At 53.6% G+C, this 26,404-nt stretch carries 27 protein-coding genes, 1 pseudogene and 2 riboswitches; of the genes and pseudogenes, 13 read left to right on the top strand and 15 right to left on the bottom strand.

Annotated features, from left to right (window positions below):
• Nucleotides 1-3: 3 nt before the first annotated feature.
• Nucleotides 4-1,218 carry an MFS transporter gene (locus ACT3UM_RS09660; RefSeq protein ID WP_498898239.1) on the bottom strand — a complete coding sequence of 405 codons (1,215 nt, stop codon included), beginning with the start codon at nucleotides 1,216-1,218 and terminating at the stop codon, nucleotides 4-6.
• 109 nt (nucleotides 1,219-1,327) lie between these two features.
• Here ACT3UM_RS09660 and ACT3UM_RS09655 point away from each other — a divergent pair, with 109 nt between their 5' ends.
• Nucleotides 1,328-2,251 (top strand): LysR family transcriptional regulator, encoded by a 924-nt coding sequence (locus ACT3UM_RS09655; protein WP_230804512.1) that lies wholly within the window; start codon nucleotides 1,328-1,330, stop codon nucleotides 2,249-2,251.
• A 109-nt stretch (nucleotides 2,252-2,360) separates the two neighbouring features.
• Here ACT3UM_RS09655 and ACT3UM_RS09650 read toward each other — a convergent pair whose 3' ends face one another.
• Nucleotides 2,361-3,569: an MFS transporter gene (locus ACT3UM_RS09650; protein WP_230804513.1), complete on the bottom strand. Its 1,209-nt coding sequence runs from the start codon at nucleotides 3,567-3,569 to the stop codon at nucleotides 2,361-2,363.
• 150 nt (nucleotides 3,570-3,719) lie between these two features.
• Here ACT3UM_RS09650 and ACT3UM_RS09645 point away from each other — a divergent pair, with 150 nt between their 5' ends.
• On the top strand, nucleotides 3,720-4,607 hold the full coding sequence (locus ACT3UM_RS09645) for a LysR family transcriptional regulator (RefSeq protein WP_230804514.1): 888 nt from the start codon (nucleotides 3,720-3,722) through the stop codon (nucleotides 4,605-4,607).
• 126 nt (nucleotides 4,608-4,733) lie between these two features.
• Here ACT3UM_RS09645 and ACT3UM_RS09640 read toward each other — a convergent pair whose 3' ends face one another.
• The 3 genes from ACT3UM_RS09640 to ACT3UM_RS09630 form a co-directional block, all read right to left on the bottom strand.
• A complete protein-coding gene (locus ACT3UM_RS09640; RefSeq protein WP_498898235.1) occupies nucleotides 4,734-5,417 on the bottom strand; it encodes a DUF899 domain-containing protein in 684 nt (227 codons plus the stop codon).
• Nucleotides 5,418-5,584: 167 nt separating this feature from the next.
• Complete coding sequence (locus tag ACT3UM_RS09635; RefSeq protein ID WP_498898233.1) at nucleotides 5,585-6,262, bottom strand: TVP38/TMEM64 family protein; 678 nt, start codon at nucleotides 6,260-6,262, stop codon at nucleotides 5,585-5,587.
• Between the two features lie 125 nt (nucleotides 6,263-6,387).
• A complete protein-coding gene (locus tag ACT3UM_RS09630; RefSeq protein ID WP_498898231.1) occupies nucleotides 6,388-7,179 on the bottom strand; it encodes an alpha/beta hydrolase in 792 nt (263 codons plus the stop codon).
• 135 nt (nucleotides 7,180-7,314) lie between these two features.
• On the opposite strand from ACT3UM_RS09630, the gene ACT3UM_RS09625 reads away from it, so the two are divergent.
• The 4 genes from ACT3UM_RS09625 (at nucleotide 7,315) to ACT3UM_RS09610 (ending at nucleotide 10,199) form a co-directional block, all read left to right on the top strand.
• Nucleotides 7,315-8,136 (top strand): aldo/keto reductase, encoded by an 822-nt coding sequence (locus ACT3UM_RS09625; RefSeq protein WP_498898229.1) that lies wholly within the window; start codon nucleotides 7,315-7,317, stop codon nucleotides 8,134-8,136.
• Between the two features lie 37 nt (nucleotides 8,137-8,173).
• Nucleotides 8,174-8,587, top strand: coding sequence for a hypothetical protein (locus tag ACT3UM_RS09620; protein WP_498898227.1), 414 nt, complete (start codon nucleotides 8,174-8,176; stop codon nucleotides 8,585-8,587).
• 68 nt (nucleotides 8,588-8,655) lie between these two features.
• Entirely contained in the window at nucleotides 8,656-9,531 is an 876-nt protein-coding gene (locus tag ACT3UM_RS09615; RefSeq protein WP_498898225.1) for an aldo/keto reductase, read from the top strand.
• Nucleotides 9,528-10,199 carry a DUF6064 family protein gene (locus ACT3UM_RS09610; protein ID WP_498898223.1) on the top strand — a complete coding sequence of 224 codons (672 nt, stop codon included), beginning with the start codon at nucleotides 9,528-9,530 and terminating at the stop codon, nucleotides 10,197-10,199. The genes ACT3UM_RS09615 and ACT3UM_RS09610 overlap by 4 nt, the downstream gene beginning before the upstream one ends.
• Before the next feature lie 229 nt (nucleotides 10,200-10,428).
• Here ACT3UM_RS09610 and ACT3UM_RS09605 read toward each other — a convergent pair.
• The 4 genes and pseudogenes from ACT3UM_RS09605 to ACT3UM_RS09590 all read right to left on the bottom strand — a co-directional run bounded on the left by ACT3UM_RS09605 (nucleotide 10,429) and on the right by ACT3UM_RS09590 (nucleotide 14,846).
• Nucleotides 10,429-10,958 (bottom strand): annotated as a pseudogene (locus tag ACT3UM_RS09605) (AAA family ATPase).
• Nucleotides 10,959-11,305: 347 nt separating this feature from the next.
• A complete protein-coding gene (locus ACT3UM_RS09600) occupies nucleotides 11,306-12,517 on the bottom strand; it encodes a DcaP family trimeric outer membrane transporter (RefSeq protein WP_498898221.1) in 1,212 nt (403 codons plus the stop codon).
• 38 nt (nucleotides 12,518-12,555) lie between these two features.
• Nucleotides 12,556-13,827, bottom strand: a complete 1,272-nt coding sequence (locus ACT3UM_RS09595) for an Nramp family divalent metal transporter (protein WP_498898219.1) — start codon at nucleotides 13,825-13,827, stop codon at nucleotides 12,556-12,558.
• Nucleotides 13,828-13,928: 101 nt separating this feature from the next.
• Nucleotides 13,929-14,846, bottom strand: coding sequence for a dihydrodipicolinate synthase family protein (locus ACT3UM_RS09590; RefSeq protein ID WP_009287219.1), 918 nt, complete (start codon nucleotides 14,844-14,846; stop codon nucleotides 13,929-13,931).
• Nucleotides 14,847-15,115: 269 nt separating this feature from the next.
• Here ACT3UM_RS09590 and ACT3UM_RS09585 point away from each other — a divergent pair, with 269 nt between their 5' ends.
• Nucleotides 15,116-16,120 (top strand): LacI family DNA-binding transcriptional regulator, encoded by a 1,005-nt coding sequence (locus ACT3UM_RS09585; protein ID WP_035577335.1) that lies wholly within the window; start codon nucleotides 15,116-15,118, stop codon nucleotides 16,118-16,120.
• Nucleotides 16,121-16,782: 662 nt separating this feature from the next.
• On the opposite strand, the gene ACT3UM_RS09580 is transcribed toward ACT3UM_RS09585, so the two are convergent.
• On the bottom strand, nucleotides 16,783-17,367 hold the full coding sequence (locus ACT3UM_RS09580) for a hypothetical protein (RefSeq protein ID WP_498898216.1): 585 nt from the start codon (nucleotides 17,365-17,367) through the stop codon (nucleotides 16,783-16,785).
• 288 nt (nucleotides 17,368-17,655) lie between these two features.
• Nucleotides 17,656-18,081, bottom strand: coding sequence for a GNAT family N-acetyltransferase (locus tag ACT3UM_RS09575; protein ID WP_498898214.1), 426 nt, complete (start codon nucleotides 18,079-18,081; stop codon nucleotides 17,656-17,658).
• A gap of 208 nt (nucleotides 18,082-18,289) precedes the next feature.
• Here ACT3UM_RS09575 and ACT3UM_RS09570 point away from each other — a divergent pair, with 208 nt between their 5' ends.
• Nucleotides 18,290-18,541: a type II toxin-antitoxin system Phd/YefM family antitoxin gene (locus ACT3UM_RS09570; RefSeq protein ID WP_498898212.1), complete on the top strand. Its 252-nt coding sequence runs from the start codon at nucleotides 18,290-18,292 to the stop codon at nucleotides 18,539-18,541.
• 65 nt (nucleotides 18,542-18,606) lie between these two features.
• On the opposite strand, the gene ACT3UM_RS09565 is transcribed toward ACT3UM_RS09570, so the two are convergent.
• From ACT3UM_RS09565 to ACT3UM_RS09555, 3 genes are all read right to left on the bottom strand, one after another.
• Complete coding sequence (locus ACT3UM_RS09565) at nucleotides 18,607-19,191, bottom strand: HD domain-containing protein (RefSeq protein WP_498898210.1); 585 nt, start codon at nucleotides 19,189-19,191, stop codon at nucleotides 18,607-18,609.
• 118 nt (nucleotides 19,192-19,309) lie between these two features.
• Complete coding sequence (locus ACT3UM_RS09560) at nucleotides 19,310-19,672, bottom strand: DUF1304 domain-containing protein (protein ID WP_498898208.1); 363 nt, start codon at nucleotides 19,670-19,672, stop codon at nucleotides 19,310-19,312.
• Nucleotides 19,673-19,961: 289 nt separating this feature from the next.
• Nucleotides 19,962-20,150, bottom strand: coding sequence for a tautomerase family protein (locus ACT3UM_RS09555; RefSeq protein WP_035577320.1), 189 nt, complete (start codon nucleotides 20,148-20,150; stop codon nucleotides 19,962-19,964).
• 205 nt (nucleotides 20,151-20,355) lie between these two features.
• Nucleotides 20,356-20,514, top strand: a riboswitch (TPP riboswitch).
• On the opposite strand from ACT3UM_RS09555, the gene ACT3UM_RS09550 reads away from it, so the two are divergent.
• Nucleotides 20,511-20,729, top strand: a complete 219-nt coding sequence (locus ACT3UM_RS09550; RefSeq protein WP_498898205.1) for a hypothetical protein — start codon at nucleotides 20,511-20,513, stop codon at nucleotides 20,727-20,729. (Overlaps the previous riboswitch by 4 nt.)
• Nucleotides 20,730-20,828: 99 nt before the next feature.
• Here the strand turns inward: ACT3UM_RS09550 and ACT3UM_RS09545 are convergent, their stop codons facing one another.
• Entirely contained in the window at nucleotides 20,829-21,713 is an 885-nt protein-coding gene (locus ACT3UM_RS09545) for a LysR family transcriptional regulator (protein ID WP_498898203.1), read from the bottom strand.
• Between the two features lie 107 nt (nucleotides 21,714-21,820).
• Here ACT3UM_RS09545 and ACT3UM_RS09540 point away from each other — a divergent pair, with 107 nt between their 5' ends.
• The 4 genes from ACT3UM_RS09540 to thiC all read left to right on the top strand — a co-directional run bounded on the left by ACT3UM_RS09540 (nucleotide 21,821) and on the right by thiC (nucleotide 26,368).
• A complete protein-coding gene (locus tag ACT3UM_RS09540; RefSeq protein WP_498898201.1) occupies nucleotides 21,821-22,840 on the top strand; it encodes an NADP-dependent oxidoreductase in 1,020 nt (339 codons plus the stop codon).
• 60 nt (nucleotides 22,841-22,900) lie between these two features.
• Nucleotides 22,901-23,203 carry a putative quinol monooxygenase gene (locus tag ACT3UM_RS09535; protein WP_498898199.1) on the top strand — a complete coding sequence of 101 codons (303 nt, stop codon included), beginning with the start codon at nucleotides 22,901-22,903 and terminating at the stop codon, nucleotides 23,201-23,203.
• 289 nt (nucleotides 23,204-23,492) lie between these two features.
• Nucleotides 23,493-23,654: riboswitch (TPP riboswitch) on the top strand.
• A 78-nt stretch (nucleotides 23,655-23,732) separates the two neighbouring features.
• Nucleotides 23,733-24,431: a thiaminase II gene (gene tenA, locus ACT3UM_RS09530; RefSeq protein WP_498898197.1), complete on the top strand. Its 699-nt coding sequence runs from the start codon at nucleotides 23,733-23,735 to the stop codon at nucleotides 24,429-24,431.
• 32 nt (nucleotides 24,432-24,463) lie between these two features.
• A complete protein-coding gene (gene thiC, locus ACT3UM_RS09525; RefSeq protein WP_498898195.1) occupies nucleotides 24,464-26,368 on the top strand; it encodes a phosphomethylpyrimidine synthase ThiC in 1,905 nt (634 codons plus the stop codon).
• Nucleotides 26,369-26,404: the final 36 nt, after the last annotated feature.

The following is a 26,404-nucleotide window of genomic DNA, read 5'->3' as shown; positions in this document are numbered from 1 at the left end:
CACTCACTCCTGTTCGCAGGAAATTGCCGGGGCGGGCCGAAGGGACTCGCCATGCTCACGTTTGATGGCCCAAACGGCCACCGCCAGTCCGGTAAGAGCAACCAGTGCGGCGGCGCCAGGCACGGCGGTAAAGCTGCCGCTGCGCTCAATCACCACACCGCCCAAGCCCGCACCAATGGCATTGCCCAGATTGAACGCACCGATATTGAAGCTGGACGCCAGGCTGGCCGCGCCTTCCGCCCGGTTAAGTACCCACAGTTGCAAGGGCGCCACCGTAGCGAAACCGGCCATGCCCAGCAGGCCGACGAAGACCACCGTTGTCCACTGATAGCCGAGCGCAAAAGGAAACAGACCCAGCACCGCCGCCAGCACTGCCAATGTGATAATCAGGGCCGGTGCCAGCCCCCGATCCGCGAGACGCCCGCCGAGCAGGTTACCGACGATCATGCCAACGCCGAATACCAGCAGAATCAGCGACACCGCATCCTGGGAGAAACCGGCGATGCCGGTCAGCATCGGCTGGATGTAGGTAAACACGGTGAACACCCCGGCGATGCCAAGCGCTGTCATCAGCAACCCCAGCAACACCGTGGGTCGACCGATCGACGCCAGACTCTTTTGCCAACCCAATACCTCTCCGTCACCGCTGTTGCGAGGCACCATGAGGGCGATCACCAGGGTTGCCAGTACCCCAACGCCGGTAATTGCCCAGAAGGTGGTGCGCCAGCCATATTCGTGCCCCAACCAGGCGCCAGCGGGCACCCCCAGTAGCGTTGCCACGGTCAGACCAGTGAACATCGTGGCGATGGCACTGGCCCGTTTGTCCGGCGCCACCAGGCCAGTGGCGACCACCGAACCGACGCCGAAAAAAGTGCCGTGTGCTAGGGAGGTCACCACCCGGGCAACCATCAGCATCGAGTAGTTCGGAGCCAGCGCGCAGGCCAGGTTGCCGAGGGTAAAAATAACCATCAACGCCACCAGCACCTTCTTGCGAGGCCAGCGGGCACTGGCAATGGTGAGCAACGGCGCGCCCACGAACACACCCAGGGCATATCCGGAGATCAGCAGGCCCGCTTGGCGGATGCTCACATCCAGATCGGCGGCCACTTGCTCCAGCACCCCCATGATCACGAACTCGGTGGTGCCGATGCCGAAGGCACCAATGGTCAAAGCGTAGAGCGCCCAGGGGATCGGGCGCGAAGAGGTTGAAGTCATCATCAAAACGTCCATCAGGGAATGATGAGGCGAATGCTAGACCTGCATCACCCTCCTTGATACCTTTAGGATCTTTAATGACTTTCAATATTTTATTGATAATGAGACCATCATGGATCGTCTAAGCGACATCGCTCTCTTTCTTCGCGTGGTGGATCTGGGTACGATCAGCGCCGCCGCCCGCAGCCTTGACCTCTCGGTGGCCGTGGCCAGCCAACGTCTGCAGCGGTTGGAAAAGGGCCTCAATGTACGACTACTGCATCGCACAACCCGACGCCTTCACCCCACCCCCGAGGGGCTGGCACTGGCGGAACAGGGCCGCGATCTAGTGGAGGGGCTGGAAGCACTCACCCAGGATCTACGCAGCGGCGCCGACAACGTCACCGGCACCCTGAGAGTTACTCTGCCCCACTCCTTCGGGCGTCAGTACATTTCACCGCTGTTACCCGAGTTCCTTAACCGCTACCCCCGCTTGAACCTGGATGTCAGCCTGACGGATCAGGTGGTCGACCTGGTCGGCGAGGGCTATGACCTGGGCATTCGCATCGGCATTCTGGAAGACTCCAGCCTGGTGGCCCGGCGCTTGGCCGACGACGAGCGGGTACTGTGCGCCTCTCCCGGCTACTTGGCCCGCCACGGCACCCCGCAACGCCCCAGCGACCTGGTCGATCACCAATGCCTGGTACTTTCCAGCAATCGGCGTCGGCAGGACATCTGGCATCTCACCGACAAACAAGGGCAAAGCGAGGCGGTACAGGTAGGCGGCCGCATACGCAGCAATCAGGGAGAAATGCTCACCGAAGGGGTACTCGGCGGCTTGGGCATCGCACAGCACTCGGTGTGGCACATCCACGAATACCTGCACAGCGGTCAATTGAGCGTGGTATTGCCGGATTACCGGTTAACGGAAACCAGCATCTACGCGGTGATGCCCCAGCGCCAGTTGGTGCCACCTCGGGTGCGGGCGTTTGTGGCGTTTCTGGGAGAGCGGCTCGCTGAACATCCTGTCTGGGCGTTGCGGCGGGAAGATCAGTAAGTGTCAATTGCATCTAGATCGAGATGGATCCATCGATGTGAGCCGACCAGTGCTTTTCACCAATCTTGCCTATCAAAAAGTTTTCACCCAGCGGTCGTCCTGTTTAACGCTACGAAACTGGAAAACCATGCTTTCGAGCGGCCCAGACAGCCAACAGAGTTGCCGTCAGTAACACCAAGAGCGCGGGCGGGAAAGCACCAGCACCAAAGCGATCCAAAAGCACGCCGCCGATGACACCACCGCCAGCGATAGCCAAGTTCCAGACAGTAACCAGCATCGATTGCGCAACGTCTGCCGCTTCTCCAGCCGCCTTGGCGAGAGCTGTTTGGAACAGCGTGGCAGCTCCCCCAAATGCGAGTCCCCAGGCGCCGACAGCTACATAAATGGCAACAGGCATATCACCTGCGATACCAAGCATCAGTGCCGCTACCCCGAACAGGGAGGTGCTGGCGAGCGTCATTACACGAAGATAGCGATCAATCAACACGCCAATGACCCAAATGCCGACCAACGCAGCAATACCGAATACCAGCAAGACCAGATCGGTTCGCTCAGCCAGATTAGCATCAGCCAAAAAAGGAGCGATATAGGTGTAAAGGATGTTATGCGCGAGCACGAAGGCCAGTACTACAAATAGCACCGGACGAATACCTGGAAGGGTGAATACCTGCCTAAGCGTTAGCCGCTTACCAACGGATTGACCCGCGAAGTCAGGCACCTTTGTATGAACCCACACGATCAGGATCAGCGCCATAAGCGTCATTATTCCAAAGCAAGCGCGCCACCCCATCAGTGTGCCTAGAAACGTGCCAGCCGGGACACCCAAAGAGAGTGCCAATGGTGTTCCCACCATCGCAATAGCAATAGCGCGCCCTTTTAAATGCTCTGGCACCATTCGAGCGGCATAGCCTGCCAATAGAGCCCACAATAGGCCTGCTGCTACACCAGCGAGAAATCGGGCCATCATCGTCAAGATATAGCTCGTTGAAAGCGTCGTGATCGTATTGGCGATAGCAAAGCCCACGATAGCGGCCAGCAATAAGGGCCTACGCCGCACCCCCTGCGTGGCTGCCATCAATGGAATAGCGGCTACTAAGGAGCCGATGGCATAGAGGGTGACAAGCTGGCCAGCAAGAGATTCTGAAACCTCCAGTCCTGCTCCGATCTGGGGCAACAGGCCCGCTGGCAAAGCCTCGGTCAAGATAGTCACGAAACCCGCTAATGCAAGTGCGAGCAAAGCCGTAATGGGCAGTCGATCCGATTGTTCGGTTTCGCTTCTCTCCCGATCTAAGTTACTCATTTCCGATGTAGACATCATTATTGCCCCGTCTAAAGCGAAGATTCAGGTGCTAAAGCACGCTTACCTACCGCATGTGAGAATAGGCACTCACATTAGGCATATTGAGTATTTAGGAGAATAATGCTAATTTTCCGAATATATCGGAACAAAATTCCTTAATGGAAAAATATGGATGTATTAAGCGGCATTGAGTACTTCGTACAGGCGGCTGAAACCCGTAGCTTCTCTGCAGCTGGGCGAAACCTGGGCGTGTCTTCTTCAGCAGTAGGAAAAAGCGTAGCCCGACTAGAAACTCGCCTGGGTGTTCGTTTACTTCATCGAAGCACTCGCAGTATCACGTTGACGGCGGAGGGAGTACTCTTTCTTGAGCGCTGCCGTCGTATATTAAGCGAGGTGGAAGCAGCAGAACTGGAGTTGTCAGAGATACATACGGAGCCCAAGGGCAAACTTCGGGTGAGTTTTCCACTCGTTGGGCAGCTTGTGATGCCAGTGCTGACTTCCTTTATGCATCGTTATCCTTTGATCGAGCTAGATGTGGATTTTTCAGACCGGATGGTAGATGTAATCGAGGAAGGGTTCGATGCCGTTATTCGCACCGGAGAGCCAGCAGATTCTCGTTTGATGTCACGCCCACTTGGGAACTATAGCCTGGTGCTTGTGGCCTCACCGGAGTATCTATCCCAGCGCGGTCACCCACAAACACCCGCTGACTTGGTCGATCATGCTTGTTTGCAGCACAAGTTTCCCAGTACCGGTAAATATGAGGCTTGGCCGCTTCGGGCAGTTGGCAACGAAACAACTCCCACGCTAAATACAGCCATGGTGTGCAACACCTCTGAAGCGTTAATCGCAGTGGCCCGTGCAGGACTGGGCATCGCGTGCCTACCGGACTTTATGGTGAGAGAAGCTATCAGTAAGGGAGAGCTGGTTACTGTCCTGAATGAGCATATCGAGCATCAAGGAACATTTCGCATGCTATGGCCCTCCAGCAAACACTTGGCCCCCAAACTACGGGTATTTATTGATTTTTTGGTTGAAGAGCTTTTTAAGGCTTAGCTTTTTCGGTTCCTTATAAGATTGCAAACCGAGGTGATCAGACTGAAGCAGAACGGCCTTTGAAACGCATGCACAATCTGCAAAAAAACGCCTCACTTCAATGGTTGTTTAGCTCACATATGAGTTTCAGCCGCCATACTCGTCGTGGCGGCGGTTCCACACATACGGCTTCGTCTGTGGCCAACCTTCCGGTGAGTCCTCCCAGGTTTCCTGGCGACCAAACGGCGTCAAATCCAGGTATGTCCAGTGGCTACCTAAATATTCGACGCCACGGGCACCGGTAAAGTAGGTGCGATAAATGTCGTTTCCATCGCGGAGGAAGACACTCGCGCCATGCTTTTCGCCCTCCTCTGTCGTTGCGCCGACATCCTCGTTGAAGTCGCTTCCGTAAGAGGAGTACCAGGGAATCGCCCAACCCATGCGCGTCTTATATTGATTGATTTTCTCTAGCGGAGCGCGTGACACCATGACCAGCGAAGTGTCACGTGCATGGAGGTGCGCCGGGTGCGTCATGGCATCGGCCACCCACGAGCACCCATCACACCCCGCCTTCCAATCGGGGGCAAACATAAAATGGTAAACAATCAGTTGACGTCTCCCAGCGAACAAGTCAAGGAAGGACACACTGCCCTCATCGCCCTGGAAGACATAAAGCTTTTCCATTTTCACCATGGGCAGCTTGCGCCGTTCAGCGCTCAAAGCATCACGTGCCCTGGTGTGTTCTTTTTCTTTAATGAGCAACTGACTGAGAGCCGCCTCCCATTCTTCAAGGGAGGCGACCGGCGGTAAAGAAGACTTGTTGGATGGCATCTTAGAGACTCTCACTAACCAGCTTCGATATAATAGCGTAGTCAACCTACCCAAAAGCGCTATGCATGGCGCCAGACCAAACGCGCCAACCGCGCATTATCCAAACGGCTATCACAAACGTTGCTCATGCCCTCAGGCACGTAGCTCGAGTTAGGCTCGCGTGCCTGCTAGGGTGAATAGTCACCGGGCATTATTTTTCGTCTGACCCAAGCCCCGGCGAGAAACAGCATCGTTAGCGCAATTAATGGTAGGATCACACTTGGGCCGATAGCCTTCTCTTTTTCCACCGCTTCCAGTGTTCCGTAAATAGCGCTGGCGTAAACGGCCCACTTCATCCCCAGGCCGATGAGGGCCGCCATCACGAAGGTCATCAACGGCAAACGCAACAGGCCACCGGCAAAATTGATTATCGCGTGAGGAAAACCCGGCAGTACACGCAAGGCACACTGCGTTAAAAAATCGCTGCGTTTTTCCAACTGTACCAACACCGAATAGGCCCGCCCAGTGGGCGTCCAGCGGTCGCTGAAACGATAGGACAGATAGTACGCACCGAGCGCCCCCGCTACGCTACCGACAATCAGCATCGGTGTCGCCGCCAATGGCGTATAAAAAGGCGCAATCAGCCACAGCCCGATACCGCCCGGCAGGCCAACCCCCAACGTCACCGCCATTATCATGATCACCGAGATAACCACCAGAGGATGATACGGGGCCTCGCCAACCCAACGCCGCAGGTTAAGGACTTCAGGGGGATGCCACATCCATATGTAGCTGGCCATGAGTAACGTGGCCCCAATCGCCACCCAGCGCCAGGAGCGGTTTAGCGAACCATCTTCGAACATCATGAACTCTCATTTTTTTATCCAAGGTTATGGTGTCATGCGGGCCGCCATATCTGCTGTCACCTTCGGTGCGGTAACTAGTAAAAATAACCGCATAGTAAGAAGGCGCAGTAGTTTAAGACACTACGTTATGGCCTGTTGTACGCGACACACGTTTGAACAGCACTCGAAAATCGAGCCGGACTCTCCGCCATCATTAGATGCCCTGTGTCCGCAATGTTGATTCGCATCGTGCATGTCCGAGTTAACCAATCGGGTACGTCCCAACCATCAGGCGATCGAGAGCCAGCAATTAAACTGACGGCAAGGCCAGAATCGATAAGGCGAGAGAGGGTTTGGAGATACGTACTCGGCTTCGTCGCTTCGACTACCGCTTTGGCTTGCGCTTTTATGGTCGTCGCTGGCTGATTGGAAAGCCAGGAGGTAGCTAAACGCGACGTCCATTCCGTAATAGGCACGCCGGCGCTCGCGAACCAATCAGATGGCGCGTGCCTATAACCGGCCACTATTTCTTCAACTTTCTCTATCGGCATAGAGGCCAATTCGGCAGACCAGAAAGCGTCTTTAATAGTGAGGTTTCCTTCCACGCTGATTAAAGACGCCACTAGCTCTGGAAAACGATCGGCCAGCAAAACTGCAATTGCGCCTCCTACCGAGTGTCCTACGATGTGAGCCTGTTCAATTCCGGCGTCTAAAATGTACTTAGCAACGTGTTCCGCTTGAGCGAGTAAATCGATGCCTGCTGTTTCTTGCTGGGAAAGCGCGCCGTAGCCAATCAAGTCAGGCGCATGCACCTCTACTTGATCGAACTCTGCCAATATTTTCGGATCGTGCAAAGAGCCAAACAAACCGTGAATAAGAACGACCGCTTGCTTTCTATGCGTCATTTCAATTTCCTCGCTCAATAAGATTCTCAACATTATGTCGCTCGTTGAGCATACTCAAGGAGCGTCCGATGGATTGCCGTGTTGGTTGATTGGTAGCTTATACTCCTTCGGGTGGTTACTGCATTTAATGAACATGAGTCGGAACAGCATCACAACCGGGAAGAGACTATGCAGACGATCGAACTAGGCGGAGAAAGCGTACCCCGCATAGGCCAGGGCACCTGGCATATGGGCGAGAATGTCGGCCAGCGGCAGGCTGAGGTCAGGGCGCTGCGTGAAGGTCTGGATCTGGGCATGACCCTGATCGATACCGCAGAGATGTATGCCGAGGGCGGTGCTGAAGAGGTCGTTGGCCAAGCTATCCACGGTCGGCGCGATGAGGTGTACCTGGTCAGTAAGGTCTACCCGCACAACGCCAGCACCCAGGGTGTTCAAGCCGCCTGCGAGCGCAGCCTGCGACGATTGGGCACCGACACTATCGATCTGTACCTGCTGCACTGGCGCGGCCAGTATCCATTGAGCGAAACAGTGGAAGCGTTTGAGCGGCTGCGCGAGCAGGGCAAGATTCTAGGCTGGGGCGTGTCGAACTTTGACCTTGACGACTTGGCAGAGCTCGACGCGCCAGCTTGCGCCACCAATCAGGTGCTCTACAATCCCGAAGCACGGGGCATTGAATACGACCTGCTGCCCTGGCAAGCACAACAAAAAATGCCGCTCATGGCCTACTGCCCGATCGGGCAAGGCGGGGCGCTATTGCATGACGCCGCCCTGCAACGCATCGCCGACAAGCACCGCGCCACCACTGCGCAAGTCGCCCTCGCCTGGGCACTGCGCCACCCGGGGGTGATTGCTATTCCTAAAGCCGTGAATCTGGATCACCTCAAACAGAACTTTGATGCAGATAACGTCAGACTCGATGAAGATGATCTGGCACAGATCGATGCCACCTATCCTCAGCCAACGCGCAAGCAGACTTTGAAGATGGTGTGAGTCCGAGCCATTAACAGCCCAGCACTGGAGCGATGTCATGTCCCTGCCCGCCCCAAAACCAACCCCCTGGATCAGCTTTCTCGCCCACCTATTGTTTATCCTCGCGGCGTGGACGCTGTTCATCAAATACCTGTTTCCCGTTGGCTATGCGTTGGCATACGGGGAGCATTGGGCGCGGTATATCTATTGGGATCTTTGGCCAGTGGCCCACGTCTGGCTAGGCTGGGCGCTACTCGAACGGCCTCGCTATACGCGTGCATTGGCGGTAGGCATGCCCGTCATTGAAATCCTCATCATCTGTACCCTGTTCGCCCGTTTTCTAGCCGACCCAGAGTGGTCGATCTGGCGCACCAACTGGTTTGTGAATAAGGTATTTGTGCTGACATGCTTTGTGCTGGTGTTGGCTGCCACGGTGCCGATTCAGAAAAACCTGAAGGAGCGACCGCTATGAAGCCTCACATCAAGCATCGCATCACGCGCAGACAAAGCCTTACGCTCATCGGCGCCACGCTCGCCGCCATGACGCTCCCGACCGCATCGCTTCTTGCCAACGCGGGCGGGATGCAACAGAAGGCTTTTGCGGGCACTGACAAAAAGCTACCCGTTATCGGCATGGGCACCTGGCGCACCTTCAACGTTGGCAGCGACCCACAGTTGCTCGATGCGCGTACCGAGGTGGTCAAAGCATTCTTTGAACATGGCGGTGGCCTGATCGACTCTTCGCCCATGTATGGCTCGGCGCCGGACGTGATGGGCTATGCCTTGGAGCAGTTGGGCACGCCCGAAAGCCTGTTTGCCGCAGAGAAGGTCTGGAGCCCCGCCGGTGGTTCCGCCCGCGAGCAGGTAGCCGAGCTTGAAGACCGCTGGCAGGTGGAGCAGTTCGATCTGGTACAGGTACACAACCTAACCGACTGGCGCGAGCACCTGGCCGCGCTGCAGGAGATGAAAGCCGAAGGCACCATCCGCCATGTCGGCATCACCACCTCCCACGGACGCCGACACAGCGAGATCGAGCAGATCATGACATCAGAGGACATCGACTTCGTTCAGCTGACCTACAACATCGCCCACCGCGAGGCCGAAAACCGGCTACTGCCCCTCGCAGAAGAACGGGGCATCGGCGTGATCGCCAACCGGCCTTACGATGGTGGCAGCCTAATCAAAAACCTCAAGCGCCGTGACGCGCCACTGCCCGAATGGGCGAAGAAAGAATGCGGCTGCGACACCTGGGCGGACTTTCTGCTGAAGTTTATCGTCAGCCACCCGGCGATCACCTGCGCGATCCCCGCCACCACCCAGGTTGAGCACATGCGCGAGAATATGCGCGCCGGCCACGCCCCCATGCCTTCGGCCGATGCCCGGCAGCGGATGGCCGCCACTATCGAGTCGCTATGAACGAGTGGACAAGCTACCAACTTCAGGACTTTATTCCATTCACCGCGGAGGTTTACTTTCGCCTGCTGGAGCGCATGGGTGAAACCTTCTGGCCGCTGCATCTGCTGACCCTCGCGCTGGGCGCCGCCACCCTGGTACTGGCGCTGAAACACCGCACGCAACTCGCCTGCCTGCTACCCGCCCCGCTTTGGGCCTTTGTCGCCGTCGCGTTTTTCATTCAGCGCTATGCAGAACTTAACTGGGCCGGGGGCTATGTTGGTTACGCTTTTATCGCCCAGGCCGTGCTGCTGGTAGTGATGGCGCAAACGGGATGGGGAATGGATAAAGCCTCGCGCCGCACAAGCCCATCCATCGTTATGGGCATAGCTATCACCCTCTTCGGCCTGATATTAATGCCGCTGATGGCGCCGCTAAGCGGCGGTTCCTGGTACCAAGCGGAAGTGTTCGGCATACACGCCGACCCCACGGCGGTGACCACGCTGGGCTTGGTGCTTATCATGCTCCGGGGGTTTGCCCTCTGGATCGCCGTCATCATTCCAACGCTCTGGCTGGTCGTGTCAGGCCTGACCCTGCAAGTGCTGGATTCGACGGGCGCCGCCGTGCTGTTCGCCATACTGGCGATCGCGCTGGTTGGGGTGGTCTGGAAAAGTATTGAGACCAAGCGATAGCGTTGCATCGCTGGTGCAGCCGGTGCCGTTTACGCGGAGGAAAAGGAATCACGTGACACGCTTGGTTAACGGTTTTGTTCGATATTTAAGCGGCGCTTGGTGTTATACCCAAGCTGCGCCATTAGCAGAACCAGCGCTTGAGCGTCTTGATGGGTTTATCTTCGATAAACTGTCTTCATGTTCCTACTATAGCGTTAAGCGCGAAACAGTGCCCGCTAACAATGACTATTTAAAGGTTTTCTAAACGCTGCAAAATAAACGACACGCGCTCATCAATAGTGCCACGCGGCACTTCCAGCGTTTTGTAACCCCATTGCGAATACCAGCTTTTCATCCCCTCGAATACCTCGAGGGACTCCTCGAACGTTTGATCACGCTCTGAATCTATAGAGTAAATGTCTTCCCATGGCGGCAGAAGAAAGACAACGGGATTATAGGGGAACATTTGAACATAGTTGGCGATGTCCGACCGTGACAACGCACTCTCCGCATTCAGCATGTACAGCGCATCCAGCACCCCACGATCAAAGAACGTGGCCTGCTCGCCAACAGCGACACTTCGGTACTTTTCAATATCGGATTTCAGAATATCCTGAGCGAAAGCGACCGGGTCTGGCCGAGGTGATAGCTCCGCCGCCAACCGCTCTTTGATGATGCTACGGGCAGACTCAGAACGCGATAGCCCCGCTCCGCTAGGGCATCAAGGAGAGCAGTTTTGCCACCACCGGGGCCACCGGTGAGTACGAATAGATGGTTCATATTATTAACGCCCTACAGCAGACAAGGAAAACGCTATTGAGTGAGATGCTGTCTCCCCCAACACAATAAAAGCCCAGGCTCCCCCATGATCTCATCTATCTGCTCGCCCACTCGCACAAAACACCATGTTTCATAGGTGTACTCTGTTGGCGTAGATGTTAGATATTTATATCAACGCAGTGCTCCTTTTTAAAGACTTTTCTAGCCCACTTAACTAAAAAAAGCGTTAGCAAAAATACTAACGCTTAAAGCAACCTTACGATGCAGCAAGGTTCAGATCACTATACGCACAACTAGCCATAGACATATAATCAATTACAACTTTTTATTCAGGCCGAAGCCGCAGGTTAAAACCGATAGATAACACTCCCTTGTAGACGATCGACACTTCCACTACGGCCATCCACCGTATCCCGTGCAGCATGAGCCAACTCAATTCCGTAGGTTACGTTATGACCAGGACTCCATTGGTAATTAATATGCACAAGTTCACGTTCTTCATCATAAGCGCTTATAAACTCACTTGAACTACCAGTATTAACAAGAGAAACGCCATCGCGCTCGGCATTATCCCAATCTGCATTAACAAGTGAGTATGAAACGTTGAAAGCACCAGGGCCTATATCGTGACTAATGCCAATCGTTCCCCCCCATGCAAAGATGGTCTCTAGCTCGTTGCCTGCTCGATAAGCTGAGGGTGCCGGGTTTACTTTCATGTAAGCCCCAATCCCCTCACCGCCGGTTATTTGACCACGCAACGTCGTATTTGGCGTAAGAGCGTAATTAGCCGCGACAAAAGCTCCCCACCCGATCTTTGAGTCCTTTGCTGCACCATCGTCAAAGGCCACTTCTCGAATCATGGCAGCTGATGCCCAACGTAATGCGCCAGCCAATGATTCGTACCGAAGCGTAATGTCTGGCAAGCCATCTTTACGATCAACATCAGTACCAGCAATGGATCTACCACCAGTCACTGCATCGTAGCCTCCGTCAAAAGAGTTGCCAGACATGGCACCACTCGGATCCTCAATAGCAACATGAAAATTATCTACTGAATACCGCAATTGTGCTTGTCGAAGGAATGCATCGCGACCTGCGGGGCCAGTAAAATCAAGAGTAGGAGTAGTGCTTATAAAGGTGTGAAAATTGCTCCACGTTTGTCCTGCCGTAATACCGTTCCATGAGCCATAGGCCTGACGCAGCCGGAGATTACCGAAGAAAAAATCGCCCTCGATATTGGTAAACAAGTCACCTTTCTCTGTCGGCGTTGTAGTCCGGATACCCAGGCGTGACTCATTAGCATGCAGATTCGAATGCCCACTTGTATTTGGTTGGCCATCCACAGCAATTTTAGAGAAGTTCACACTATCGCCCATGCCACTACTATTCTCGGCCTTAACGTCGCCAATGTCATACATCACATCAAGCTTAGCGTAACCGTATAAAGAAACGTTGGTTCCATTCACATCATAATCAATTGCAAATACAGAAGGAGTAACGAATAGAAAAGAATAGCCTAAGAAAGGAAACACTCTGCGCCACAACAAAAACTTATTCATATCTTTATCTCTATATTTGTAATACTTTTATTTTCAACTTAACCCAGGAGCCTAAAGACAAGCTGAGAAGACATTGCGAAAATGGTCACCAACCCCACTAGAGCAAGCGTGGTTTGTAGAGGGCCATTTTTTAGATCCCCCATCACATCTTCACGTCTTGTCAAAAGAAAGAGAATAATTCCCAAAAAAGGTGCTACTAGGACGGTTAGGGCTTGAGCGATGATAATTAGCTCAATGGGAGAACCTTTCGCCACCACAGCAACCGTAGCTCCCCAAGCCAACACCCCATATACAAGCAGCTTGACTCTCCATCCGGATAAACTGCTGTTCCAGCCCAACGCATCCGCTAATAGCGTTCCTCCCGCAGAAGCATTTGCCGCCATTGATGAAAAGGCTGCTGCGAAGAACCCAAGGCTGAACAGTACCGCACCCACCTTTCCAGCCAGTGGCTCCAATACGCTTGCCAGCTGTGGAAAAGTCGTAGCTACAGTACCAGTGGAGTGAAGTACCGCTGAGGCTACAATGATGATGAGCATCGCCATAAATGCGGTTGCTACATTCCCCGGGAGAGTATCCATTAACGTAATAGCTCGGTACTGCTGCCTATTCAGCTTTCTTTCATGGATGGCATAGCCAGTATAAAAAGCTGAGTTAATGGAGAAATTTGTACCGATCAAAGCAATTAAAAGAACGCTGGCCTCAGCAGGAAATTTAGGAATAAGACCTTGCGCAGCAGCCGCCCAATCTGGGTCACTCAGTATGGTTGATGCTAAAAAACCTACAGACATAAGCCCAATCAAAGCGACCAACAAGCGCTCCATCGCCTTATAAGTATTCCGCATGGCTATTAATAAGCCTACCGCTACAGTGCTAGCGAGCGTCCAGCCTACTACCGAACCTCCTAAAAGCAGGCTTAGCGCTAAACCAGAGCCAACGGCATTGCCTACAGCAAACATCAAAGTGATAGAGAAAACACCGAAGCCAGCCATGACACCGATTGGGCGACCAAGTTTTTGCTTGGTGACTTGAACCACCGAGTCACCAGATGCAAGGCCCATTCGCACGGCCATATCATTAAACACAAACATTAGCACTGCAGACACAAGAATTACCCAAAGCAGCATGTAGCCATATTGGCTGCCTGCCTGGACAGCGGATGTCAGCGCACCGGGTCCGAAACGCCAAGCGCCAGCGACAAAAGCAGGCCCCATTAGCGCAAGCATTTGCGGCAACGTCAGAGAAAACCGATTTCGAGCGTTGTTTGTCGCAGGGGAAAGTGGCCCTGAATCATGTTTGGTATTCATACTCATCCTACGCTCCTATTAAATTTGTTATTTAGGATGCATAAGGTGATGCCTCATTGGCATCACCGTTCGGGGACGCCCAGCGCCTAAGAAGTAGTCAATCTCGGTTAGGCTAACCCGGCTTGTTTCATAGCAGCAGCAATTTCACGATCTGCGCCTTCGGCAAGCGGACGAAGCGGAGAGCGCACAGTAGCGTGATCAAGAATCCCCCGGGCTACTAGGGCCCACTTCAGAGCCACAGTTCCTTCCATATGCGAACCACGGTGATAGACATTCTTGGTAACGGGCAGGAGGCGGTCATGCAATTCGCGCGCCTTAGCATAATCCTTGGCTTTTCCAGCTTTGATCAGTTCGATCAAAGGCTCCGGTGCAATACAGCCATAGCCAACTAGCGCACCATCGACATCAAACATGGTGTGAAGCAGGTACTCATCATGACAAGTCAGAATTTGTAGATCCGGATGCTCAGCGCGAATGACAGGAATTTCAGTATCCCAGCGCTTCATATTGCGAACACCATTTTTCATCGCAAACACACCAGGTTGAGCCGCAATATCAAGCTGCGTCTGGAGGTTGTAAGTGGCTTTCGTGTTGTCCGGATACTGGAAAAGAATCAGCGGTAACCCACTTTCCTCATGAATGCGGCGATAGCGCTCTTGAGGCGCTCCCTCCTGATAACCAAACCTGAGCCAGCCATGAGATGGGTAGACTAGACCAGCAGATGCGCCCGCCTCGACAGCACGTTTTGCTTCTTCGGCTGCAACATGGTCACCTTCGCGAGTGATGCCCGCGATAATAGGTATCTCACCTTTTACCGATTCAACAAATGCCTCAATAACGCGCCTCTGCTCGTCAGAGGTCATGAATGTACCCTCACCAGCGTGGCCAAGAACAACGAGACCTTTCACGCCGTCGATGCCGCCCAACCAAGAGCCAAGCTTCTTGATTGCAGCAAAATCAACCTCGCCATCGCGAGTGAAAGGAGTAACCGGTGCGGGGGTCAAACCTCGGAGATCGAGAGACATGATGCTTCCTCTTATATGGTTGTGTTATCGTTCCTGGGAACGATTGCAATCCTTTCACCAAATACACCACATCGAAAATTAGACGTTAGTCTACGACTCACAAATGATGTGTGGCTACGGAAAGCAAACTAATAGTAAATCAGTGGGGTTAGCGTCATATCGCTTATAAGATTGCTGTAAAACCGATAGAATGGTTCGCCTAAATGCCTGTTTATGCGAGCCAACATAGAGGTTCAGTAATCCACCTCACGTCATGGAATAATATATTCATGAACGGTAAGCCTATAACTATGCAAGACGTCGCCAAAGCCGCGGGCGTCAGCACGTCTACAGTCTCTCGCGTTCTTGATGAGCGCCTTCCGCCTTCCAATAGCCCAGCCGCTCAACGGGTTAAAAAAACGGCGGAAGAACTCGGCTATAAGCGTGACATTCTTGCCTCCAGCTTGAGGCGAGGTGGTACAGGCACTATTGGTGTACTGGTGCCTCGACTGAGCGATACAGTCATGGCTCTTATCTACGAAGCGATCTCTAAAGTTGCTCAAGAACGTCACTATTTCGCTATCGTAGCAACTAGTGGTGACGATCCTGAAAGCGAGCGTCAAGCGGTTGAATTGCTTCTTAATCGACGTGTGGATGGCCTAATTTTGGCTACCAGCCGACTTGATGACCAGTTGCCATCTCAACTGCGTGAAAGGGGAGTTCCGCACTCGTTGGTGCTTCGTACCGATGGTAAAAGCCCTTCTGCCTTGGGTGACGATATTCAAGGTGGATACCTTGCTACCCGGCACCTCATCGACCTAGGGCACCGCGACATTGGCCTTGTTGCAGGGCCTAGCTTTACCTCGAGCGCTCGTGACCGACAAAAAGGCTTCCGCAAAGCAATGAGCGAATCTGGGATTGCTGTGCGTGAGTCATGGATTATCGAGTCAGGCTATGGAATCGAAGCTGGCGAGGAAGCAGGGCTGGCTCTGCTCTCACAGGATGAGAAGCCAACAGCCATTTTTGCAGTCAACGATAACCTCGCTATTGGCGTGATGGCTGCTGCACATAGACTTGGCATTGAGGTGGGCAAAACGCTTTCATTAGTCGGATATAACGATATCCCTCTTGCCAGTCGCCTTCCTGTGCCGCTTACGTCTGTATACATACCTTTTGACTATATTGCACAACAGGCTGTCGACTTACTACTTAACGATAAACACTCTGGCTCGTCGATCAGTAGAGTGGCTATGCCTAGTTTGATCCCGAGATCATCATCAGTCCGACATATATAAAGTATTTATCAAATAAAAGAGATCAAACGAACCAACTCAGTCGCATTATCTGGATGGGCGCTTGCTCCGGCGGTCAAATAATCGCACTAATCGGGCGCGAGCCATACCTCGCACTGGTTCTGCCCGCGATCAACCCGTCAACCGGCATGTCGTCACGAAACAGGCCTTCGGCAACCACGTAACCCTTCATCCTCCTACTCCAGCAGCGCGCCGCAGGCCAGCGTTTTAAAGGTGCTGGACATAGCTAAGCGCTCATCCGCACTCACTTCCAAGCGCTGGCCAGTTTTTACTTGACCACTACAGTTGATGATGGTCGTGAGAGTGTCTTTTCACTTCATCATCATAGGTACGTATGTGCAGGCCAATATCTGGATGTTTCATGACCTTACTCAGCAATCGTGGGTATATTCACTTCCTTGACCTGATTCACCGGCCCTGTGAAGTGGGCCTTTGGGTAACGACGAAAAAGGCAACCCTCGCGGGAGCCTCCAGGCTCGGCGCACCATGAGTCAGGCACCGATGTCATTTCAACGGGTATGCCAATACTTTTTGTGTCATGACACACCACAGTTGAAAGCTCCGCATCTAACGCTGCAAGCATGCACGTCTTTTTACTGGGGACGAAGCCGCAACGAAAACGGTTCACTTTGACGCCCAGCGCCTTAAGGCCCACAACGCCACTCGCCCTGCCAGTCACGCTGAGCGCCGTCGGCCCGGTCATATGTCAACGTCGCCGGCCTTGGCGGCGACTCCCCGCCTTCGGAGGGATCACCGGTGACCTCAATGTGGACGGTCTTGCCCTTGCCATTGAAGGTTGGAGACTCCGTAATGCCATTAAAACCACCAGGTGCCGACACGCGCTCCACATAACCGGCGACCTTGACCACCCCCTGCGCCGCATCGGACGACCCCACATTGCCCATGGCAATCAGTAAAACCTCCCTATCATCCGTGGTGAATTGGCACCCCAGCTCACCGGGAAGGCTGGCCTCGTTCATGTCCTCCTCCGTAAGAGCATTCAGTGTAATCTCGGAACCATCACCACCCTGGGCCTGCCCTGCGGGAGCGGCACTTTCCTGTTTGTCGGAATCATTGGGTGCCTCGGCTGACGGCGGAGTCGACGACGGTTGCGCCGCCTCTTCCTCTGCGTCCGAGGACGGGTTCGAGCAGCCGGTGATCAAAGTGATGACCAGCAAACTTGCTAACAGGGTGGCGATGAGATTTGCACCGCGTTTGGGAAAGGGCATGGTTCCTCCTGGGAAAACAAAAATCTACTGTAGAGTAACTCGCACCACCATAAATAACCGCTCCTTGAAAGCCTGCAAAGGCCACTGGGAATCTATCTCAGCGACGTCCGGGCCCGAAGGGCCGTATTGCTTGCGATTGTTAAGGAGCAATGGCCACATAGCGCTGGACAACCTTTCCGTCATAGAGAATCTCAGACTCCAGGCTTCCACCATTCGCTTTAATCATTCTCGCCGAAGGCTCATTGTGTTTGTGGCAAAGCAACAATTACGCGCTTGTCGCGTGCATTGCTAAACGGTTCGTTGGCATGTCGTATCGTCAGAAAGCTCGAGAGTCAATCTCAGCATATCTTTATGCTGAACTCCATTTTCAAAGATTGGCTCCGGATAGTTCTTCAAAAAGAAACCCTTATCAATACAGTCCACTCTAAAACCCTGCCTTTGGTAGAAGGTCAGTTGGTAACCGAAAATGCCGGTTCCGACCTCTAGGCTCTTTACACCAGCCTCCTTCATTTTATCGATAACTGTTTCTAGAAGCTGCGTTCCGATGCCACGCTGTTGATTCGATGGATAAACAGCAATATTCATCAATTCCAATATCCCCCCTCCGAGTGGCTTTAGAACGCAAGATCCGATCACCTCATCGTTGGTAAATGCAACAAAACACCTTGCCTGTTTCAGGTACTCTTTGATGGCATTTTCAGACGGATCTGCCAAAAGAAGTAGGTCTATCGGAACCTCTGAAGGTGGAACTTCGTCTATTCGCAACGGTATTTACCCCCGAAACTCGGTATTAGATTTAATGTCCCGCTCACACGCCGGTTAGAGCCACGAAGCAGCGGAAAATCGGTCGCTGTGCAGTCGATTGTTAACCCCACCAAGGTACGTCCTGCACATGACTAGAATCCTGTACAGGTGCGACTTAATGGATGCCATCAGCTACACAGCCGCTAGAACCAACCTAGCAAAAACGATGGAACAGGTCTGTGAAGACCATTCTCCGGTGATCATCACACGGAGCAAGTCGCAGTCCGTGGTAATGATCTCTCTCGAAGATTATGAAGCGCTGCAAGAGACAGCCTATCTTCTGCGCGCACCTAAGAACGCCCGCCGTTTGCTAGAATCCGTTACCGAGTTGGAGCACGGTGGTGGTCAGGAAAAGGAATTTCTTGAATGAAACTGATCTTCTCCGAGAATGGAGCCGAAGGCATAATGTAAAGAGCGTCGCGGTGCCTGCACTTGTCAGGAGTCCTTTAGCCAGCCTTGATCCACGGCGTACTCAACCTTTGAAATAAACCAGTCGTATATTTCTGGGTTTTCCTGCTCTATGAACCCATGTATTTTCAGCACTTGGCTCTTCCGTATGCCATGGTCTCTCCAGGCACGGCCCTCGCTCGTTACATTGTGCAGAAAGGGTAATAGACGGTCGATGACTTTCAGAAGCCTTGCTTCCTTAGTTTCCCCAGTCTCTTGCTCTTCCCAGAGCTCCGGAAGATCTCCGATTGGGTTACCGGGATGAGAAGCCAGTTTCTCGATATACTTACGCTCTTCAATGTGGGCATCATTGCGGTTTGCGCTATAGAGAAATGTATCTCCTGCACCAATCTCACCAAGATCATGCACCAGGGCCAGTTTGAGTAATTTTAAGAGGTCAAAGTCTTCCTGTGACTGCTCCGCAAAAGCCCAGCAAGCCATCGCCAAGTGCCACGAATGTTCTGCTGAGTTCTCAACTCGCTCTCCGCAGTTGATGTAGGTTTTGCGGTTTACCGATTTTAACGCATCAAACTGAAGTAAAAACTCCGATATCTGAGTGACTTTTTTGGTCACGTATTTCTCCTAACTCCGAGCACAGCGGCGATCTTGAAATGGTGACGAAGGAGCCATGAAAGGGCGCCCGGCGGCCGCAGGCCGCGTACTGATGCGAGTTGTTATGGCGAACCTGCACTTAATGATTAGCGAAGAGAACTAAAAGCAAACCAATTGCTCCTGGCAATGCCTGGACAAATAGAATTTTCCGGTTTGCTGTTGCTGCACCGTAGATTCCGGCCACAACAAGGCACGCCAAGAAATATAACTTGAAATCGTATCCTGCCGCACCTTGAAAGATACCAACCAAAAGACCGGCTGCAATAAAACCGTTATAAAGACCTTGATTCGATGCCAAAACTTTTGTCGTTGCGGCTTGCTCTTTGGAATGACCAAAGACTTTAAAGCCCATCGGCTTATCCCAAAGAAACATCTCCAATATCAAGAAATATCCGTGGAGCAAAGCTACCAATAACACTACCAAATCAGTAATCATTGCCATGTGCACTTACCTACTTTTGAGACATAATTGAGCTCATGTAGCCATCAAAATTAACTCTACCCCATTGATTCTTCAGGTGGCAAAGAAAATTTCGGCAGCACATCCAAGATTCGGGTGCTTGCGCGTTTTGCTCAACTCGATAACGCTGTATATAAGCACACATTTTGTAGGGAGCGTCCCCTATGAAACTGTTGGAGCGGGTGAAGGCTACCCTCAGAATCAAACGCTATACGGATTCAATATCTCGACCTTCCCCACTGATCACCATTGACCATTCGGGGAAAGCTACTCAGGAACGATCAGAATGTAGCTTCCCACCTTTAGCCCAATGCTCATCATCAAAATCTTGCAAGAATATTGTGACTGCCTCAGGGCTGGTTCCATATGCTTCTGAAAATGCTTCGGTTATCCGCTGCACTAAGAGCTCACGTTGCTCTTTAGTCCTGCCTGGAGACTGCTGAACGGTTACGATTGGCATATAGCTCTCCTAAAAAACCAAAGGTATATATAGGATTAAATGAGGCACGCAGGGCAAGCTTATTACACCTGACGGCTCTTCCATTGAAGTTCTATTAACTCGATCTTGACTCTACTCCACACTCTCACAACCAAGCAAAGCCTAATTCGGCAGTATCAACCTCCCCTTTGCATCTCCCCCACCTGCCTCCTACACTCCGCGAACGAACAGCTTGACGGGGTGCCGGTGAATCCGGCTGAGATGGCGCAGGGCGTAGCAATGTTGCTGCCAAGCGCTCTGGTTCCGCTGAACCTGATCCGGCTAATGCGCTGCTCATATGACGAGCGGCGCGGGTACCGGCGTAGGGATCAAGCGATGGCCATGGCTAGCTCTCTCGCGATCGCACGCCACCTTTCCGCTCCATTTCCTCGATCTTTCTCGCCTACCGTCCAGATCATTACCACCGGCGGCAACATGAGCTACCGCTTTACTGATCTCACCGCCGCCTGCCAGCAAGACTGGCGCGCCCTTATTGAGCGCGATGCTGGACTGTTGCGAAGCACTGAAACGCTGCCGGAAGCACTGACAAATCCTACTTAACACAAGCACTACTGAGCTGTATGTATGTCAATTATGCTGAACGATGTAAAACTGCTGTTCGCTGATTCCAGAGGTTTGTGTGTATCAAGTGTTAGGTATTCAAAGTCGTTCGATCAACATATCGATAAAGGCGCGTACAGCAGGGTTGGTGCGACGACTCTGCGGCCATAGCGCAACGATATTATGCCGCTCTACCTCGAAGTCGGGCAGGATTGGTACCAGTTCCTTTCGCTTAACCCGCGGGGCAGCCATGAAACTTGCAGCTATCCCGATACCTGCACCCATAGTCATAGCAGCTATGACGGCTTCGCTTGAATCAACGATAACAGAGGAAGATGGCACTATTTCGATCTCCTTCTCGCCGATCCGGAACGGCCAGCGAAACATTTGCCCCGTACTTTGGTAGCGCAAATTGATCGTTTCGTACCCCACCAGTTCATCTGGATGCTCGGGAGCACCACATCTAGCCAGGTAGTCTGGCGAAGCGTAGCAAGAGAGCCTGTAAGGTGAGAGTCGCCTGGACAAAAGTGACGAATCCGCAAGTTCACCGATCCGTACTGCAAGATCAATGCTCTTTTCAGCCATACCGACGATGTGGTCGCTCAGCCGCAGGTCGATCGTTACCTTCGGGTAGCGTTTTCGAAAATCCGTAATAGCAGGAGCAATCAGATGCAGGCCCAGTGGAAGTGATGTCGCAATTCGTAACGTGCCTGCGGGCTCGGAACGAGCAGACTTCACCACCTGCTCTATCTCTTCTGCCTGGCGCAGCAGCTCTAGCACACGTCCATGCAAGTCGCGGCCCTCGGCCGTGAAAGACAATGATCGTGTCGTGCGAGTAAAAAGAGAGACGCCGAAGTGACGCTCCAACCGCTGGATGCTTTTACTTATCGCAGAGGGCGAAACAGACAGCGAGCGCGCCGCAGCGGTGTAGCTGCCTAAGGAGCCAGCGCGTGCAAATGCGATAAGCCCCGTGAGGCGTTCCAATCCGATTTGTTCCTTCATGGAATTATTAAAACGAATCTACGCACCATTATCAATGACAAGGAACTTCCTTACTATTTGCCATGTGACTATTCTTGAGTGAGGTTGTGATGAACGACATGATGAAAGCAGTGCAACTGCATAGTTTCGGTGGCCCAGAGGTCTTGCTTTACGAAGATACGCCCCGACCCGAAGTACAAACCGGTGAAGTGCTTATCCAAGTTAATGCGGCAAGTCTTAACCCACCAGACCTTTACCTGCGCGACGGCTATCGGGCGCTACCTCCAGAATGGCAGCCTAGCCCACATTTCCCGTTGATATTGGGCACTGATGTGTCAGGGGTCGTTGCTGCCATTGGCGACGAGGTTTCCAAAGTCAGCGTAGGTGACCACGTCTTTGCAATGGTGCGTTTTCCCGAAGACCTGATGACGGGCAGCAGCACCTATGCTGAATATGTCAGCGTTCCTGAAAGCCACCTAGCGTTGAAGCCAAAAGGCATTTCTCATGTCGAGGCAGCAGGCGCCCCGATGTCACTGCTTACTGCTTGGCAATTTCTGGTTGACCCTGGTCATGACCGACTCAACCCATTCCAGGCATTCCGGCATGTGCCTGTCCCGCTCGAAGGCAAGACCGCCTTGATCAATGGGGCTGGCGGTGGCGTGGGGCATCTAGCGGTTCAAGTCGCTAAATGGAAAGGGGCGCGTGTGATCGCGGTTGCTTCAGGTAAGCATGAAGGGCTTCTTCGCGAGCTGGGTGCTGACGACTTCATTGATTACACCAAGGCAGCCGCCGAAACGGTCGCACACGACGTGGATCTGGTGCTTGACGCTGTGGGTGGCCCGAACATGGAACGCTTCCTCAGCATTATTAAACCAGGCGGCTCGCTCTTTCTGGTCAACCCCTTGGGCTTTTCTGCCAGGGATGAAGCCGACAGGCTAGGGATTACGGTTTCCTCGCTACAGGTGCAATCAAACGGAATGCTGCTGTTGCAGGCCGGTCGCTTGCTCGACGACCGTACCATTCGGGTCGTGATCGACAGTACCTATTCGTTGGCAGAAGCATCGGCTGCGCATCAGAGAGCTATGCAAGGCGGCGTTCAAGGTACGGTCGTGCTTATCGTTAAGCAGTAAATTGTTGCCGCTGATCAAAGCAATTCCTTGCTCCAGCGGCGGTATTATGAGGAATAAAACATGCTCATCGTTACCGGATATTTATACGTCGCCCCGGCTGAATTAGCGCGATTTATGACCCACCTAAAAGTACTTGCCGCCATCACGCGGCGGCGTGATGGCAACATTTCTTATGACGCTGCAGTGGATGACGCGGACGCCGGGCGATTGATAGTTTCGGAGCGTTGGGTTGATCAAGCCGCACTGACTGCCCACCTAAACGCCGACAAGACCGTACAGTTTGTCCATCAATGGAGCGGGAGGATGCGCGCTGATATCCGCAAGTACGATGCATTGAATGAACGTGGCCTCAGGGAGGATTAGAAACTCTGTAAACAAAGCCTTCGCGCATAGCTGGACTATATCCGTTACACCTGTGAAGCAGCCCGACTAAGAAGTGTTTGTGGTGCATTGCAGCTCGTTAAGCAAATTTAACGAACCTCTTCTCCGTTGTCGCAAGCGCGCTCCAGTCCGCCTTCTGCAGCCATAGGGCTAGGCGCTATAGCCTCAGCATAGCGACGGCCTACCACTATCACATCAACTTCCACCTTTACCCAAGAGCAATAGCCAGCCCCTTGCATCTCGCCCACCCGCCTCCTACACTCCACCAACGAACAGCTTGACGGGGTGCCGGTGAAATCCGGCTGAGATGGCGCAGGGCGTAGCAATTAATGCTGCCGAGCGCTGGTCCCGCTGAACCTGATCCGGCTAATGCGCTGCTACTTACACAAGTCGCAGCGCGGGTACCGGCGTAGGGATCAAGCGATGGCCACGGCTTCATTTCACGCCACCTTCCGCGCCATTTCCTCGATCTTATTCGCCCACCCTCCGGATCATTACCACCGGAGGCATCATGGGCTACCGCTTTACTGATCTCACCACCGCCTGCCAGCAAGATTGGCGCGCCTATATTGAGCACGATTTCGTGCGTCAGTTGGGCAATGCCACGCTGCCTGAGGCGTCGTTTCGCCACTACCTGAAGCAGGACTACCTGTTTTTGATTCACTTCGCCCGCGCCTACGCGCTGGCTGCTTATAAAAGCCCCACCCTCGCCGATCTTCGCCAGGCCCATGAAGGCTTGAAAGCCATTGTGGATGTGGAGTTGGGCCTACATGTGGGCTTTTGTCAGGAGTGGGGAATTTCCGAACAAGAGCTTTCAGAGCTTCCCGAAGCCAGGGCCACGCTGGCCTATACCCGCTATGTATTGGATACCGGCAGCCGCGGCGACCTGCTGGATCTGCACGTGGCGCTGGCCCCCTGCCTGGTGGGCTACGGCGAAATCGCCAATTGGCTGAACGCCCAGCCTTCTACCCTGCGCGGCAGCCAAAACCCATATGACGCCTGGATTGCCATGTACGAAGGCGAGGAGTTTCAGGCCGCCATGCAGGCGGAGCTTGAGTGGCTCAACGCTCGCCTTGCCGATGTCACCCCCGCCCGCTTTGCCGAACTGAGCAAAATCTTCCGCGATGCCACCCGCCTGGAAATCGATTTCTGGCAGATGGGCTTAGCGCTGATAGACCAAGACCTAAAAGACGAAACCCGCACTCACTAACCCTGCAAAACAACAATCGTTTGGAGACCATAATGACTAAGTCCGTCAACAATAGAACCAGTCACTTTTTAGCCGAAACCGCCCAGGTCGATGCCGCTGCCATCGCGCCACTGCCCGGCTCGCGTAAGGTTTATATTGAAGGTTCGCGACCGGATATCCGCGTGCCGTTTCGGGAGATCTCCCTGTCGCCGACTAAAACCACCGGCATCGATGAAGAGAACCCGCCGCTGCTGGTGTACGACACCTCCGGCCCCTACACAGATCCAGATGCCATCAATGATTTACGCAAAGGCTTGCCTGCCCTACGCCGTGCCTGGATCGAAGAGCGCGATGACACCGAGTTTTTGGAAGGCCACACCTCTGATTACGGCAAGCGCCGCGCTAACGACCCCACCCTTGCCCAGCTGCGTTTTGATTTAACTCGTACTCCACGCAGGGCCAAGCCTGGGAAAAATGTTACTCAGCTTTACTATGCCCGCCAAGGCATCATCACTCCGGAAATGGAGTTTATTGCCTTACGCGAAAACCAGCGCCGTCAAGCGCTAGGTACCGCTGAAGTAGAGCGCATTCTGGGCCATCAGCACAAAGGCCAGAGCTTTGGCGCCAGCCTGCCGGAAGAAATCACCCCTGAGTTTGTGCGTGATGAAGTCGCCAAAGGGCGGGCGATTATTCCCAATAACATCAACCACCCAGAAAGCGAGCCGATGATTATTGGCCGTAATTTCCTGGTCAAAATTAACGGTAATCTGGGTAACTCAGCGGTGACTTCTTCTATCGAAGAAGAGGTGGATAAGATGACCTGGGGCATCCGCTGGGGCGCGGACACCATCATGGATCTCTCCACTGGGCAGAACATCCACGAAACCCGCGAGTGGATACTGCGCAACTCGCCGGTGCCGATTGGCACGGTGCCTATCTATCAGGCGCTGGAAAAGGTTAAAGGCGTGGCCGAAGACCTCACCTGGGAAGTCTTCCGCGATACGCTGATCGAGCAGGCCGAACAGGGGGTGGACTACTTCACCATTCACGCGGGCGTACTGCTACGCTATGTGCCGCTCACCGCCAAGCGGGTCACCGGTATTGTTAGCCGCGGCGGCTCGATCATGGCCAAGTGGTGTTTGTACCATCACCAGGAGAGCTTCCTGTACACCCACTTCGAAGACATCTGCGAGATCTGCAAGCAGTATGACGTGGCATTCTCACTCGGCGATGGCCTGCGCCCCGGCTCGGTGGCCGATGCCAACGACGAAGCGCAAATGGCCGAACTCAAGACCCTGGGCGAGCTGACCCATATCGCCTGGAAGCACGATGTGCAGGTGATGATCGAAGGCCCCGGCCATGTGCCCATGCACCTGGTGAAAGAGAACATGGATAAGCAGTTGGAATACTGCGACGAAGCGCCCTTCTATACATTAGGGCCGCTGGTAACGGATATTGCCCCCGGCTATGACCACATTACTTCCGGCATTGGGGCGGCGATGATCGGCTGGTTTGGCTGCGCCATGCTCTGCTACGTCACCCCCAAAGAGCACCTGGGCCTGCCCAATAAAGACGACGTCAAAACCGGCATCATTACCTACAAGATTGCTGCCCACGCGGCGGATCTCGCCAAGGGCCACCCGGCAGCACAGCGGCGCGATAATGCACTATCCAAGGCGCGCTTTGAATTCCGCTGGGAAGACCAGTTCAACCTGGGGCTAGACCCGGATACTGCCCGGGAGTACCACGACGAAACCCTGCCCAAGGACTCCGCCAAGGTAGCCCACTTCTGCTCCATGTGCGGGCCGAAGTTCTGCTCCATGAAGATCAGCCAGGAGGTGCGTGACTATGCTAATGAGCACGGGCTAAACGGCGATCAGGAAGCGGTTATGAAGGGCATGGAAGAGCAGGCGGAGAAGTTTCGCCAGAAAGGTAGCGAGCTGTATCAGGAGGTTTAAACTTCGCCTCTCGCTATCAAACCAGCACCCCGTCGA

It is taken from the genome of Halomonas sp. AOP13-D3-9 (genome assembly GCF_052379125.1).
Taxonomy (GTDB): domain Bacteria; phylum Pseudomonadota; class Gammaproteobacteria; order Pseudomonadales; family Halomonadaceae; genus Vreelandella.
This window is presented reverse-complemented; position numbering and strand designations above follow the sequence as displayed.

Excerpts from the sequence above, each read along its gene's own strand:
- ACT3UM_RS09555 (WP_035577320.1), bottom strand. The coding sequence starts at position 20,150 with ATGCCAATCGTAACCGTTCAGCAGTCTCCAGGCAGGACTAAAGAGCAA.
- ACT3UM_RS09600 (WP_498898221.1), bottom strand. The coding sequence starts at position 12,517 with ATGAATAAGTTTTTGTTGTGGCGCAGAGTGTTTCCTTTCTTAGGCTAT.
- ACT3UM_RS09625 (WP_498898229.1), top strand. The coding sequence starts at position 7,315 with ATGCAGACGATCGAACTAGGCGGAGAAAGCGTACCCCGCATAGGCCAG.
- ACT3UM_RS09615 (WP_498898225.1), top strand. The coding sequence starts at position 8,656 with ATGACGCTCCCGACCGCATCGCTTCTTGCCAACGCGGGCGGGATGCAA.
- ACT3UM_RS09610 (WP_498898223.1), top strand. The coding sequence starts at position 9,528 with ATGAACGAGTGGACAAGCTACCAACTTCAGGACTTTATTCCATTCACC.
- ACT3UM_RS09595 (WP_498898219.1), bottom strand. The coding sequence starts at position 13,827 with ATGAGTATGAATACCAAACATGATTCAGGGCCACTTTCCCCTGCGACA.
- thiC (WP_498898195.1), top strand. The coding sequence starts at position 24,464 with ATGACTAAGTCCGTCAACAATAGAACCAGTCACTTTTTAGCCGAAACC.
- ACT3UM_RS09570 (WP_498898212.1), top strand. The coding sequence starts at position 18,290 with ATGGATGCCATCAGCTACACAGCCGCTAGAACCAACCTAGCAAAAACG.
- ACT3UM_RS09645 (WP_230804514.1), top strand. The coding sequence starts at position 3,720 with ATGGATGTATTAAGCGGCATTGAGTACTTCGTACAGGCGGCTGAAACC.
- ACT3UM_RS09660 (WP_498898239.1), bottom strand. The coding sequence starts at position 1,218 with ATGATGACTTCAACCTCTTCGCGCCCGATCCCCTGGGCGCTCTACGCT.
- ACT3UM_RS09650 (WP_230804513.1), bottom strand. The coding sequence starts at position 3,569 with ATGATGTCTACATCGGAAATGAGTAACTTAGATCGGGAGAGAAGCGAA.
- ACT3UM_RS09640 (WP_498898235.1), bottom strand. The coding sequence starts at position 5,417 with ATGCCATCCAACAAGTCTTCTTTACCGCCGGTCGCCTCCCTTGAAGAA.
- ACT3UM_RS09620 (WP_498898227.1), top strand. The coding sequence starts at position 8,174 with ATGTCCCTGCCCGCCCCAAAACCAACCCCCTGGATCAGCTTTCTCGCC.
- ACT3UM_RS09550 (WP_498898205.1), top strand. The coding sequence starts at position 20,511 with ATGGCTAGCTCTCTCGCGATCGCACGCCACCTTTCCGCTCCATTTCCT.
- ACT3UM_RS09580 (WP_498898216.1), bottom strand. The coding sequence starts at position 17,367 with ATGCCCTTTCCCAAACGCGGTGCAAATCTCATCGCCACCCTGTTAGCA.
- ACT3UM_RS09540 (WP_498898201.1), top strand. The coding sequence starts at position 21,821 with ATGAACGACATGATGAAAGCAGTGCAACTGCATAGTTTCGGTGGCCCA.
- ACT3UM_RS09535 (WP_498898199.1), top strand. The coding sequence starts at position 22,901 with ATGCTCATCGTTACCGGATATTTATACGTCGCCCCGGCTGAATTAGCG.
- ACT3UM_RS09655 (WP_230804512.1), top strand. The coding sequence starts at position 1,328 with ATGGATCGTCTAAGCGACATCGCTCTCTTTCTTCGCGTGGTGGATCTG.
- ACT3UM_RS09630 (WP_498898231.1), bottom strand. The coding sequence starts at position 7,179 with ATGTTGAGAATCTTATTGAGCGAGGAAATTGAAATGACGCATAGAAAG.
- ACT3UM_RS09590 (WP_009287219.1), bottom strand. The coding sequence starts at position 14,846 with ATGTCTCTCGATCTCCGAGGTTTGACCCCCGCACCGGTTACTCCTTTC.
- ACT3UM_RS09585 (WP_035577335.1), top strand. The coding sequence starts at position 15,116 with ATGAACGGTAAGCCTATAACTATGCAAGACGTCGCCAAAGCCGCGGGC.
- tenA (WP_498898197.1), top strand. The coding sequence starts at position 23,733 with ATGGGCTACCGCTTTACTGATCTCACCACCGCCTGCCAGCAAGATTGG.
- ACT3UM_RS09635 (WP_498898233.1), bottom strand. The coding sequence starts at position 6,262 with ATGATGTTCGAAGATGGTTCGCTAAACCGCTCCTGGCGCTGGGTGGCG.
- ACT3UM_RS09560 (WP_498898208.1), bottom strand. The coding sequence starts at position 19,672 with ATGGCAATGATTACTGATTTGGTAGTGTTATTGGTAGCTTTGCTCCAC.